Annotated in this window: 11 protein-coding genes; 6 read left to right on the forward strand and 5 right to left on the reverse strand. The window is 68.0% G+C overall.

Features of this window, described 5'->3' with window-relative positions:
* Positions 1-70 precede the first annotated feature (70 nt).
* From BLR91_RS02830 to BLR91_RS02845, 4 genes are read right to left on the reverse strand one after another with little or no spacing between them, the layout of a single operon-like run.
* Entirely contained in the window at positions 71-2137 is a 2067-nt protein-coding gene (locus tag BLR91_RS02830) for a glycoside hydrolase family 2 protein (protein ID WP_197674309.1), read from the reverse strand.
* 4 nt (positions 2138-2141) lie between these two features.
* On the reverse strand, positions 2142-3053 hold the full coding sequence (locus BLR91_RS02835; RefSeq protein ID WP_231918804.1) for a carbohydrate ABC transporter permease: 912 nt from the start codon (positions 3051-3053) through the stop codon (positions 2142-2144).
* A 2-nt stretch (positions 3054-3055) separates the two neighbouring features.
* Positions 3056-3976 (reverse strand): carbohydrate ABC transporter permease, encoded by a 921-nt coding sequence (locus tag BLR91_RS02840; protein WP_089877221.1) that lies wholly within the window; start codon positions 3974-3976, stop codon positions 3056-3058.
* A 40-nt stretch (positions 3977-4016) separates the two neighbouring features.
* Positions 4017-5393: an ABC transporter substrate-binding protein gene (locus BLR91_RS02845; protein WP_089877219.1), complete on the reverse strand. Its 1377-nt coding sequence runs from the start codon at positions 5391-5393 to the stop codon at positions 4017-4019.
* A 170-nt stretch (positions 5394-5563) separates the two neighbouring features.
* Here BLR91_RS02845 and BLR91_RS02850 point away from each other — a divergent pair, with 170 nt between their 5' ends.
* Complete coding sequence (locus BLR91_RS02850; protein ID WP_089877216.1) at positions 5564-6628, forward strand: LacI family DNA-binding transcriptional regulator; 1065 nt, start codon at positions 5564-5566, stop codon at positions 6626-6628.
* Positions 6629-6672: 44 nt separating this feature from the next.
* Positions 6673-8736: a ricin-type beta-trefoil lectin domain protein gene (locus tag BLR91_RS02855; RefSeq protein ID WP_089877214.1), complete on the forward strand. Its 2064-nt coding sequence runs from the start codon at positions 6673-6675 to the stop codon at positions 8734-8736.
* Here the strand turns inward: BLR91_RS02855 and BLR91_RS02860 are convergent.
* Complete coding sequence (locus BLR91_RS02860) at positions 8618-9655, reverse strand: DMT family transporter (RefSeq protein WP_157694674.1); 1038 nt, start codon at positions 9653-9655, stop codon at positions 8618-8620. The two genes, BLR91_RS02855 and BLR91_RS02860, sit on opposite strands and share 119 nt — an antisense overlap.
* A 72-nt stretch (positions 9656-9727) precedes the next feature.
* Here BLR91_RS02860 and BLR91_RS02865 point away from each other — a divergent pair, with 72 nt between their 5' ends.
* The 4 genes from BLR91_RS02865 (at position 9728) to BLR91_RS02880 (ending at position 12292) form a co-directional block, all read left to right on the forward strand.
* Complete coding sequence (locus BLR91_RS02865) at positions 9728-10639, forward strand: LysR family transcriptional regulator (protein ID WP_089877211.1); 912 nt, start codon at positions 9728-9730, stop codon at positions 10637-10639.
* 63 nt (positions 10640-10702) lie between these two features.
* Positions 10703-11215 (forward strand): GNAT family N-acetyltransferase, encoded by a 513-nt coding sequence (locus BLR91_RS02870; protein WP_089877209.1) that lies wholly within the window; start codon positions 10703-10705, stop codon positions 11213-11215.
* A 98-nt stretch (positions 11216-11313) separates the two neighbouring features.
* Complete coding sequence (locus tag BLR91_RS02875; protein WP_018192059.1) at positions 11314-11700, forward strand: SHOCT domain-containing protein; 387 nt, start codon at positions 11314-11316, stop codon at positions 11698-11700.
* Between the two features lie 241 nt (positions 11701-11941).
* Complete coding sequence (locus tag BLR91_RS02880) at positions 11942-12292, forward strand: ArsR/SmtB family transcription factor (RefSeq protein ID WP_020076872.1); 351 nt, start codon at positions 11942-11944, stop codon at positions 12290-12292.
* Positions 12293-12295: the final 3 nt, after the last annotated feature.

Here is a 12295-nt window from a genome sequence, read left to right on the forward strand (position 1 = left end):
CCGTAGACGCGATCGGCGCGCGGCGGCAAGCGTCGAATGGGAGTCGAGCGCGGGATGGAGCGGTGCCGTGTCAGTCCGCGCGGGCTCCACGTCGGTTCGGCTCCTCGACCGTGGCCGCATCGACGAAGGTGTGCGCGACCGTCCCACCGGCGGCTTCCAGCCACAGGTGGAGTCTCCCCGCGCCGCCGGGTGCCGGCACTCGAAGGGTGACGGCCTCCGAGACGACGTACGGCGAGACGGTCAGCTCCCCCTGCGCAGGTGCCGTCACGGAACCGTGAGGAGGCCGGGGCGATCCGGGAGCCGCCCACGCTGCGAAGACGGTACCGGTGACCGTCGCCTCGCCGTGATGAGAAGCGCGCACATCCACGCTGAGCGGCCCGTCCGGGATCGGGATGTCCGCGCCCGCGCGCCGGGGGACGAGGTCGACAACCAGCACCGTCTCGGCGTTGATGTCCGAAGGGTTCAGCCCGCCCCAGTCCTTCTGGCGACGCTCGGCGTCGAGCAGCCCGGCCATCTCATGCTCCACGTCCGTCAGCTCGGTGTAGACGTATCCGGCGAAACGGTCGTGTCGACGGATCTCCTGCGTCTGCCAGCGCACGTGCCACGCGCGCTCGAGGCTCGTGAAACCGGCGCCGAACTCGCTGTTCAGGATGGGGACGCCGCTGCGCGGGAAGTCGGCGGAGCCGTAGAAGGACTTGTCGACGACGAAGTCCGGTCCCAGCCGGACTTCGAAGGAGTCCTTCGCGCCTGACGCGAGGGCCGCGAGGTTGGCGGCCCACGTGGCCGGGTCCTCGTCGTAGTAGTGCCAGTCGACGAGGTCGGAGCGGACGTGAGCCCATCCGGAGTTCTCGACGATGGGCCGGGAATCGTCGAGAGCACGCAGTGTGTCGTACGCGTGCACGGCGGCCGCAGCGCGTTCCGGACTTCCGGGGATGTCCCAGTCGAGGCCCCATTCCTCGTTGTAGAGCCCCCACACGACGATGGAGGGGTGATTGCCGTCGCGGCGGACCAGGTCGGGGAGCTGGTCCTCGAATGCCTGGGCGGATGCGGGGGTGTAGCGGCTGGGGCACGCGGGCTCGGCCCAGACGAGCATCCCCATCCGGTCGGCGTGGTGGAGCCAGCGCGGCTCCTCGAACTTGAGGTGCTTGCGGACGAGAGTGAAGCCGAGATCGCGGGCGAGCTCGAGGTCGCGGACGAGGGCGTCGTCGTTCGGCGCGGTGAGGCCGGACTCCGGCCAGTAGCCCTGGTCGAGCACTCCCCGGATGTAGAAGCGGCGACCGTTCAGGTAGAGCTCCTCTCCACGGGTCTCGATGCGCCTCAACCCCGCGGTGGCCACGACCCGATCTCCGGAGACGCCTTCGCCGATGCGGAACTCGACCGCGTACAGGTGCGGGTCGCCCGGACTCCAGACGCGCGGCTCGTCGACATCGATGCAACCCTCGAAGCGTCCGTCCCCGTCGGTCAGCAGGGTGGTCTCACGCCCGTCGACAGTGGCGACGACCGCGACGCCGGCCGGTGCGTCCCCCGCCACCGAGCCCGAGACGGAGAACCCCGTCAGCGAGTCGCCGCGGAGCGCAGCGGGCTCGACGTAGGTCCGTCCGCGCGCCTCCAGCCACACGGACTGCCAGATCCCCGAGGTCGGCGTGAACGAGACTCCGTCGTAATCGTCCCGAGGGATGGAGCGCTGCTTGCCGTGCGGGATCTCGCGCTTGTCGGCCGGCGCATCCACCTCGACCGTCAGCTCCGCGTGCCTCCCGGGGGAGACGACATCGGTGATGTCGAACTCGAACGAGGTGTAGCCGCCGGTGTGCGTTCCGAGGAGCACGCCGTCCACGAGGATGCGGGCTTCGTGATGGACGGCACCGAAGTTCAGGACGACGCGACGGCCCTCCCACTCGGCGGGCACGGCGATCGTCCGTCGGTAGACCGCGCGCTCCAGCCACGTGCGCCGCACACCGGACGCGCTGGTCTCCCAGGCGAACGGGACGACGATCGTCGTCGGTTCGCCACCCGCCGGCTCGAAGTCCCACTCCCCGTTGAGGGAGACCCAGTGCTCGGATCGGTCGAAGTCTGGCCGCGGGTACTCGGGCTTCGGGATGGACATGAAGGGAGTGCCTTTCGTTCGTTCGGCGCGCATGCGGTCAGCCTTTGACGCTGCCGGCGAGGATGCCGTTGATGAAGTGCTTCTGGAGCACGATGAACAGGATGAGCAAGGGGATGAGCGCCACGGAGCTCGCGGCGAGGAGTTCACCGGTCACGGTCGCGTAGTCGGCGCCCACTTTGTTCCCCGAGATGTTCTGAGCGAGCGTGGAGAGGACGACTTGGAGGGTCGCCATCCTGCTCGAACTGGCGACGACGACCGGCCACACGAAGTCGTTGTAGATGTTCATGATCGTGAGGACGGCGAGGCCGGCGAGGCCGGGGCGGATGACGGGGATGACGATGCGCCAGAAGATCCCGAACTCATCGCAGCCGTCGACGCGGGCGGCGTCCAGCAGCTCGTCGGGCACGGCCGAGATGACCTGACGCATCCAGAAGATCGCGAAGGCGTCGACGGACCCGGGCAGGATGAGCGCCTGGTATGTGTTCACCCAGCCGAGCTCTTTCATCTCGAGGAGCAGCGGGATGATCAGCACGATGGTCGGCAGCATCAGCGTCACCAGCACGGTGCCGAAGAGGAGGTTCTTGCCCCGGAAGTCGTACTTGGCGAAGGCGTACCCGGCGAGCGGAGCGCAGAACAGCGTGATCGCGCCCTTCACGAGCAGGACGATTCCCGTGTTCACGAATCCGGATGCGATCGGGACGTCCTGGAACATCCCACGGAAGTTCTCGAGCGTGAACCGCGCCGGGTCGAAACCGAGCGGATCGCGGATGATGTCGCCGGCGGGCTTGAAGGCGGAGAGGATCGCCCAGACCACGGGTGCGAGGAATGCGACCGTGAGGATGATCAGGAAGACGTTCGAACCGATGAGAGGTCGGCGACGGATCCGCCGGGGCATGGCCGCAGTGCCGGCGGTCGGGGTTGGAGTGGTCCGGGCAGTGGTGGTTGTCACGTTCAGTCCTTCGCACGGAGGAGTCGCACGAACCCGAGGGACAGCGCCATCACGACGATGACGAGCAGGAACGAGTTGGCGGCGCCGGTGCCGAGGTCGGCCCGGGTGATGTGGTTGTAGAGGAAGAGCCCGGCGGTCGTGGTCGAACCGTAGGGCCCGCCCTTCGTCACGACGAACGGTTCGGCGAACATCTGGAACACGGCCAGCGTCTGGAGAACGACGGCGAACATGATCGTGCGTCGCAGAAGGGGCACCGTGATGCTCCAGAGCTGCCGGATCCTGCTTGCGCCGTCGATCCCCGCCGCCTCATAGATGTTCGAGTCGATCGACTGCAGGCCGGACAGCAGGATGATGATGATGAACCCGCTCGTCTTCCAGAGGAAGAGCAGCGCCAGGGTCGGCTTCGCCCACTGGCTCGTCACCAGCCACCCGACATCGGGAAGCCCGACGAGGTTCAGCACCCCGTTCACTGCGCCGTAGTTCTGGTCGAAGAGCACGATCCAGATCTGGGCGACGGCGACGAGCGGAGTGACGAACGGGACGATGAACGCGACCCGGTAGAAACCCCTGAGGCGGAGCTTCGCGTTGTCGAGCAGCACGGCCACGATGGTGCAGACGACCAGCTGGACGGGGACGATCAGCAGCCAGAGGATGCCGGAGTTCGCCAGCGACGACCAGAAGGCGCTGCTGCCGAGCAGATAGGCGTAGTTGCCGAGGCCGACCCATTCCGCCGCGCCGGAACCGTGCCAGTTCGTGAAGCTGAGACGCAGCGTGAACAGGAGCGGGTAGACGCTGAACGCGAGGAAGATGGCCACGAACGGCAGGACGAACAGGTAGGGCGCGAGCGCTCTGCGGATCGAGTAACCCCGGCTCCCCCGAGGGGCGCGCGGAGGCGCGGCCGGTGCTGCAGTCGTCGTGGTCACGGGTGTTCCTCAGTTCGGCGGACGGGTCGGCCCGGCATCGCTACTGCCGGTCGATCAGATTGGTCTGGATGTCTTTCGATGACTGCTCGATGACCTGATCCGGGCTGAGCGTTCCGTCGAGCATCTTCTGGATGTTGTTGCCCAGGTAGTCGACGGCGCCGGCCCACCACGTCGGCAGTGGGGCGCCTCCGGGGATCTCCTTGCCCGCCTCGATAGCGGTCGACCACAGGTCCTGGTTCCCCATGGCCTCGATGGGAGCGAAGAGCGGCTTGTCCGGGTTCGCCGCCGGCTCGTACGCGGGAATCGAGGTGTTGAGGCCCCCGGGGTAGACGTCGTTGGGGCCGTAGACCGCCGTGTATCCCGCCTTGTCGTACATCAGGAACTTGTAGAACAGCCAGGCGAGCTGAGAGTTCTTTCCCTCCTTGGGGAGCACGAACGACGAGCCTCCCATGGCGCCGCTCCGCGCGCCGCCGTCCTTCCAGGCCGGCAGGGGCATAGCCCGCCAGTCGCCCTTGGTGGCGGTCAGCTGCTGCTGGGGAGCGAAGTCGAACCAGATCGACCAGGGATAGAAGACCTCGTCGCCGGAGTCGAGCGCTCCGATGTCGCTGGGGCTGAGGTACTCCGCTCTGGTGCCGAGGCCCTCCTTCTGCACCTGGTCAAGCCAGCCGAGGATCTGCTTGTACTCGGGAGAGTCGAGGCGGAGTTTGCCGTCGGCGTCGGCGAGGCTCGTCCCGAGCTGGCTCGCGTACATCTCGAGCTGCAGTTGGCCTAGGAAGGCGCTCTGCTCCAGGTGGATGGGCTTCGAGCCGGGCTTGTAGGCCTGGTACTTCTTGGCGGCCGCGACCAGATCGTCGTACGTGGTGATCGACGAGGGGTCGATCCCGGCGGCGGTGAGCGCCTTCTCGTTGTAGAAGAGCAGGCCGGGGTCGAGGTCGAACGGGACGCCGTAGATGCCGCCCTTGACCGTGTTGACGTCGATCTTCTGCTTCGCGATGTCCTTCGAGTACGGCGCGAGCACGTCCTTGAGGTTCCACAGGTAGTCCGCGTATCCGCCGACCTTGGCGTCGTCGAGGAAGACGCCGTCGGGCACGTCGGTGCCTGTGATGAGGGTGTTCTGCAATTTGGCGTCGATGTCGACGGCTTCGTGGTGGACCGTGATGTCCGGGTAGACCTTGTTGAAGTCGGCGATCGCGGCATCGAAGACCTTGAACAGGTCGCCCGAACGGTCCCAGATGGTGATCTCTCCCTTGGGGGATTCATCCGTCGGGGCGGCGAGCACGGTGCTGGAGGCGGTGGAGTCGCCCGAGCCGATATCGGGCCCGCATCCGGACAGGCCGACGGCGATCAGGCCGGCCGCGCCGAGGGCGATGACGCGCGTTGTCGCGGCCTTCCGCCCTTTCGGGGTTGTGAGCTTCATGACACTCCTTTGTGCGGTCGCCCGAGTGGGGACTCGGGCGGTTTCGGGGTCGTCGGCGGGGAGGATCGAGGTGGCTGCGAGCCGTTTGCCAACGTATGCAAAACGCTACAGGATGTTTGCAACGGTTGCAAACGCTAGGATGAGGAATCTCCGAAGGCGGGAGGGAGCCCATGCCGGCAACGCTGCGCGATGTCGCCGAGCGAGCGCGCGTGTCCGTGCGCACAGTATCCAACGTGGTCAGCGGGTACGAGCACGTGAGCGCGAAGATGCGCGCACGGGTGCAGCAGGCCATCGACGAACTCGGTTACCGCCCCAACCCGGTCGCCCGCACGCTCCGGACGGGACGGACGGGCCTGCTGGCTCTCGTCGTGCCCGAGATCGATGTGCCCTACTTCAGCGCCCTCGCCCGGGATGTGATCCGGGCCGCCGCGGACGTCGGCTACCAGGTGATGATCGACCAGACCGGCCACGACCACGAGCGCGAACAGGACCTCCTCCGCGGCACGGACCGCAACATGCTCTTCGACGGGATGCTGTTCGCGCCGCTGGCCACCGAGCCGGAGCTGAGAGAGGTCAACGCGTCGCGGAGCATGCCGCTGGTGCTCCTCGGCGAGCACACGTTCGACGGTCGTTTCGACCACGTCGCCATCGACAACGTCCAGGCGGCCGCGGACGCGACGGAGCACCTGATCGCCATCGGCCGGACGCGCATCGCCGCCATCGGCGCGCAGCCGAAAGAGCACTACGCGACGCCGCAACAGCGGACGGAGGGCTATACGAAGGCGCTCGTCCGCGCGGGCCTCCAGCCAGAACCGTCTCTCATCCGCGCCGCGGATCACTACAGCAGGGCCGACGGATACTCGGCCGCATCGTCCCTGTTGTCCGAGACCCCTCGGCCGGACGCGATCTTCTGCTACTCGGACCTGCTGGCCATGGGTGCGGCCCGGGCGGTGTTCGATGCGGGGCTCCAGGTGCCCGAGGACATCGCCATCATCGGCATCGACGACATCGAGGAGGGGCGTTACGCGCGCCCGTCGCTCAGCACCGTCTCCCTCGACACCCCCTTCATCGCCGAGCACGCGATCGCGCGGATCGCCGCCAGGATCGACGATCCAAGTCTTCCCGCCGAGGAGATCGTCGCGCCCCATCTGCTCCTCCCTCGAGAGAGCACCGGGGCGGTCGACGACCGAAGGGATCCCACTATTGCCAACGTAGGCAAATTAATGACACCCTGATTTGCGACGTTGGCAAAGAGGCTGACGCGCAGATTGGAGTTCCCATGGTCCGACTCGCTGGAAAGCGGTCCATCCTCGCGGGGTTCATCGTCGTGGCAGCCGCCCTGTTGGCTGTGACCTCGTTCGACGCCTTCGCCCGACCGCCTGCGGCTTCGGCGGCGGTTCCCGGTCAGGTGCTGTACTCGCCCAACCTGACCACCTATCCCAACGGCACGGCCGGCTATCCACGAGCCACCAGGCTCGACTTCGACGGGTCGGCGAACCAGACGATGCTGGCGACGTTCGCCAAGGGCGGCCATGGCGCACCGGGCACGTTGCCGATCTACCGCAGCACCGACGGCGGAGGCAGCTGGAGCCAGATCTCCACGATCTCATCGCACACCTCCGGCTGGGACATCGAGGCGCCGACCCTCTACGAGGTGCCCCGGACGATCCCGGGCCTCAACCAGGGCGACGTCCTCGCCGCAGGCACGGCGTGGCAGGTCGGCAATTACACCACCCAGAAGATCGAGGTTTTCCGCAGCACGGACAAAGGCCAGACCTGGCAGTACCTGTCGGACTGCACCTCCACGAGCGGCCTTGCGAACTCCTGGGGCCACGGCATCTGGGAGCCGGCGTTCCTGGTCACGGCCAACAACACGCTGGCCTGTTTCATCTCCGACGAACGCCCCGCGAACTCGGCGACCAACAACCAGCTCATCGGCCACTACACGTCCACCAACGGAGGACTCACCTGGAGCTCCACGCAGACCCAGGACGTGGTCTTCCCCAACGACAACCTCGCCCGCCCCGGCATGCAGACGTTCGCGGCACTCGCGAACGGCAGCTTCGTGATGTCGTACGAGTTGTGCCGCGACGCGACCAATGCGGACCATGCATGCGAGGTCTACATCAAATTCAGCTCGGACGGGCTGAACTGGGGTCCGGCAGGCTCGGCCGGCACCCTCGTCAGCACCGCCGACGGGCGTCAGCTCCTGCACACCCCGTACATCTCGTGGGCGCCGGGCGGCGGACCGAACGGGACGCTCCTCCTCTCCGGCCAGCGCGTCGTCTCGGGGCCGGCCGGCAACAAGACGGTCCTCGCCGAGTCGGGGACGGTCCTCTTCACGAACACCGCCCTCGGCTCGGGGGCGTGGACCGAAGCCGCCACCCCGGTGACCGTCAATCCGACCGGAGGCTACGCCTCGGGCGTCCCGTCCTGCCCCGGTTACTCGACGCCCGCCATCCCCCGCGAAGACGGGACCAGCTATGTGTACTTCGCTGCGACGTGGCTGGGTCAGGGCAACCAGTGCGAACTGCGGTTCGGCAGGGGCGATCTGCCCGGGCCGACCGGGACGGTCGGTGCGCCGGGCGGCAAGTGCCTCGACGTGGACACGAACACCGCGGTCAACGGCAACGCGGCGCAGCTCTGGACCTGCGGAACGGCGACCGGCCAGGTGTGGTCCGTGAGCGCAGACGGCACGATCCGGTCGTTCGGCAAGTGCCTCGACGTCGATGCCAACGGCACGGCGAATGGGACGAAGGTCCAGCTCTGGGAGTGCATCGCCGGTTCGGGTGCCCAGCAATGGCGACCCCAGGCGAACGGCGCCTTGCTGAACCCCCAATCGGGCCGTTGCCTGGATGATCCCGCCGGCGTCACGACCGACGGCACGGACCTCAAGCTCTACGACTGCAACGGTCTGTGGACACAGGTCTTCACCCTTCCCGGCTATCCGACGGGCCCGATCACCGGACCGTCGAGCAACGCCCTGTGCGTCGATGTCGACACCAACACCTCGGTCAACGGCCGCGCCATCCAGACGTGGACGTGCAACGGCGTCCCCGGTCAGCAGTGGACGGTCGCGCCGGACCAGACGATCACGTCGCTTGGCAAATGCATGGATGTGGGCGGCGCGAGCACGGCGACGGCGAACGGCACGCCGATCCAGCTGTGGGAGTGCAACGGGAGCGGAGGGCAGAAGTGGTCGGTCCAGCCCAACGGCTCGCTCCTCAACCCGGAATCGGGCCGATGCCTGGATCTTCCGGCGGGAAACCTCGCCGTAGGGACGGACCTCGCCCTCTACGACTGCAGCGGCCTCTGGCCGCAGCAGTGGAAGGTCGCCGTCTGACGCCGTAGCGCGCCTGCGGCGCGTTGAGACCTGATCTGCGGTGCCGGCGCTCGATGGCCTGGCCGGCGTAGCCGGCAGCGACGATGAGCCCGGCACCGCACATCCCGAACGGCCCGATCGTCTCGCCCGCGATCAGAACGCCGACCAGCAGCGCCCACACCGGTTCGGTGCCCATCAGGATGCTCGCGCGGGATGCGGACGTGCGCCGGACCGCCCACAGCTGGACCGCGAACGCGAACAGCGAGCAGAGCACGCCGAGGAACAGGACATCCGCCCATCCGCCTGCGTCCAGCCGGACGGCCCGGGAAGGCAGATCCGGTCCCGCCAGCAGGGAGAACAGCCCGGCGCAGACGAGCATCTGCACGAGCACCACCCCGAGGGAGCTGTCGCGCCGTCCGCGAGTGAGGTGGGCGCTCGCCGTGACATGCACCGCGCGGACGACCGCCGCCGCGACCACAAGGCCATCGCCGACGGTCGGGGGGCGCAGACCGCCATCGGACACGAGCAGCGCCACGCCGACAACGGCCGCGGTCGCCGCGACGAAGTACGAACGAGGGAGCCACGAACGGGAGGCGAGGCCTTCGAGCAGCGGAGTCATCACGAGTGCGAGGCTGATCAGCAGGCCGGCGTTCGTGGCCGACGTCAGGTGCACGCCCCACGTCTCGAGCCCGATGATGGCCGCCTGTGAGAGCCCCAGGCTTACGGCGATGACGAGACCCCGACCACGCGGGAACCGCTCCCGCCGAACCAGGCAGACGATCCCGGTCGCGGCGGCCGCCGTGAGGAATCGGAGGGCGACGGCCGCGGGCACGCCGGTATCGGCAGCCAGGTCCTTGGCCGCGAGGAAGCTCGCACCCCACACCGCGGCGACGCCGAGCAGCAGAAGGTCGACGACGCGTTCGCTACGGAAGAAGGACATGCCGCTAGTGTCAGGGTGATCAATCCGGAAGAACAACGGCCAGTGTCTTGGCTTTCACTTTAGGAGGTGCTTATGGATCCTGCTCGCCTCCGCCTGCTGCGCGAACTCGGCGACCGGGGCAGCGTCGCGGCGGTCGCCGCCGCCATGCACGTCAGCGCGTCGGCCGTCTCGCAGCAGCTCGCCGCGCTGCAGGCGGGCATCCCGGTGCCGCTGACGGTCAAGAGCGGGCGCCGGCTCGTGCTGACGGAGGCGGGGGAGGCGCTCGCCGTCGCCGGCGCGCGCGTGGAGGAGGCGCTCGCCCGTGCGCGCGATGCGGTCGCGTCCTATCTGGAGCACGACCGGCAACCCGTCCGCATCTCTGCCTTCCACAGTGCGGGGTTGACTCTCTTCGGCCCCCTCCTCGCCCGGCTGGGCGACGAACTGCACATCTCGCTCGCGGATGCCGACGTGGCGCGAAGCGAGTTCGCGGGTCTCACCGCCGACTACGACCTGGTGGTCGCACATCGGCTCGCGCACGAGCCCGAGTGGCCCCCGGATCGGATCGTGGTCACGCCGCTCTTCGTCGAGCCCCTCGACATCGCCCTGAGCGCTGCGCATCCCCTCGCAGCCCTGCCCGCCATCCGGCCGGAGCAGCTGCGCGACGAGCGCTGGATCTCCACGCACCCGGGCTTCCCGCTCGCCGGGGTGCTCGAACACCTGGGCGCGTTGAGCGGGAAAGCGCCGACGATCGACCACCGGATCAACGAGTTCTTCCTCGCGGCGACGGTCGTCAGAACGGGCGCCGCGATCGCGGTGATGCCGCGGATCACCGCCGCATCGCTGGCGGTCGACGGGATGGTGCTTCGACCGGTCGAGGGAGCCACGCTCGTCCGTCACGTGGATGTGCTCGCCCGGCCCGACGCGCTCGCACGGACCCCCGTGCGGACCGTGCTCGCCGAGCTGCGGAGGATCGCGGCCGCCGCGTCGGAGTCGACGAGCAGCTGACCGTTCCGTTCGGCCTGGGCGAACCCAGGACTTCGCGCGACGGCTCCGGGAGATACTGGGGGAGTGACGAGCATCCCCATCCGGCCGGCCCGGCCCGACGAGTACGCGGCGATCGGCGAGCTGACCCACGCGGCGTACACCAACGACTACACCGACCTTCCTGCGCACTACCGCGATGAGCTGAAGCATCCCGAAGCCCTGCTCGACGACTTCGAGTTCTTCGTCGCTGAGGACCCGGAGACCGGACAGCTGCTCGGCACCATCGCACTGCTGCGGCCCGGCCACGACCAGGAGGGCCGGATCGGGCCGGACGAGCTGTACTTCCGGCTGCTCGCCACGCACCCGGCGGCCCGCGGGCGGGGGATCGGGATCGCGCTCACGGAGTTCGCGCTCGATCAGGCCGCGCAGCGCGGTCAGCGCGTGGTCGTGATGAACAGCGGACCCGATATGGTCGGCGCCCACGCGCTCTACCGAAAGCTCGGCTTCCGCCGCGAGGCCGAGCGCGAGGGCATCGTCGAACTCCCGGACGGCCGGACGTTCCAGTTGCTGACGTTCGTGCGCGAGGTCGCCGCCTGAAACACGGCGATTCTGCCTACTAGCCGCGGATGATCCCGGCGTCGTAGCTTCAGGCCACGCGAAGTGCTGGCCGCTCCGCCCAACGAGAAGGAGTTGCTATGACTTTCTGGGATTTCATCGTCTGGACGTTCTGGTTCTATCTGGTCGTCGTCTGCATTTCGATCTTCATCCGCGTGATCATCGACGTCTTCCGCGACCCCGAGCTCAACGGATGGGCGAAAGCACTGTGGGTGCTGTTCCTCGTCATCGTGCCGTTCCTCGCGGCGTTCATCTACCTGATCGCACGCGGCGGCCGCATGGCCCAGCGCAGCGCGGCCGGGGCGATGGAGGCGCAGGCGGCCGCGACGGAGCACATCCGCACGGTGGCGGGCACCAGCTCGCCGTCCGCCGAGATCGAATCGGCCAAGCGCCTGCTCGACAGCGGCGCGATCACCCCCGCCGAGTTCGAGACGCTCAAGGGGAAGGCCCTCACCGGGGTCGCCTGAGCCCGCCCGAACGCTGACCCGGGGCCGTCGCCGTCGCACCCGCGACGACGACGGCCTCGGCTTGTCAGCAGCATCCTGCTTGTCAGCAACAATCCGGCGCGCAGGAGCCGTCAGGTAGCGTCTGGCACTCGTCGGTGTCGCAGCATCCCATGGTGGCCCTCCCTTCTTCATCGATGGTTGTCGATGAACCACGATGGACGCATACATTGACGTTTGTCAATGTATCGACGAGAATCGATGCATGGCGATCACCGAGCTCCTCCCGCTGCGCGACCTGCAGGCCTGCTGCGCGCCGCTCACGACAGAAGTGATGAGCGAGGAGAACGCGCACTCGGTCGCGCGAGCGATGAAGGCCCTCGCCGATCCGGCTCGACTCCGGTTGATCTCGATGGTCGCGGCGCACGACGGCGGCGAGGCCTGCGTGTGCGACCTGACGGAACCGCTCGGACTCTCGCAGCCCACGGTCTCCCACCACCTGAAGATCCTGGTCGACGCAGGCTTCCTCAGCCGGTCGAAGCGGGGGACATGGGCGTACTACCGTCTGGTTCCCGGATCCCTCGACACGGTCTCGTCGTTCCTCGCGTCGGTCTGACGC

The organism is Leifsonia sp. 466MF (genome assembly GCF_900100265.1).
In the GTDB taxonomy this organism is placed as follows: domain Bacteria; phylum Actinomycetota; class Actinomycetes; order Actinomycetales; family Microbacteriaceae; genus Leifsonia.

Bases quoted from the DNA above. Each gene is read 5' to 3' on its own strand.
- BLR91_RS02830 (WP_197674309.1), bottom strand. From the start codon at position 2,137: ATGCGCGCCGAACGAACGAAAGGCACTCCCTTCATGTCCATCCCGAAG.
- BLR91_RS02845 (WP_089877219.1), bottom strand. From the start codon at position 5,393: ATGAAGCTCACAACCCCGAAAGGGCGGAAGGCCGCGACAACGCGCGTC.
- BLR91_RS02850 (WP_089877216.1), top strand. From the start codon at position 5,564: ATGCCGGCAACGCTGCGCGATGTCGCCGAGCGAGCGCGCGTGTCCGTG.
- BLR91_RS02855 (WP_089877214.1), top strand. From the start codon at position 6,673: ATGGTCCGACTCGCTGGAAAGCGGTCCATCCTCGCGGGGTTCATCGTC.
- BLR91_RS02860 (WP_157694674.1), bottom strand. From the start codon at position 9,655: ATGTCCTTCTTCCGTAGCGAACGCGTCGTCGACCTTCTGCTGCTCGGC.
- BLR91_RS02865 (WP_089877211.1), top strand. From the start codon at position 9,728: ATGGATCCTGCTCGCCTCCGCCTGCTGCGCGAACTCGGCGACCGGGGC.
- BLR91_RS02875 (WP_018192059.1), top strand. From the start codon at position 11,314: ATGACTTTCTGGGATTTCATCGTCTGGACGTTCTGGTTCTATCTGGTC.
- BLR91_RS02880 (WP_020076872.1), top strand. From the start codon at position 11,942: ATGGCGATCACCGAGCTCCTCCCGCTGCGCGACCTGCAGGCCTGCTGC.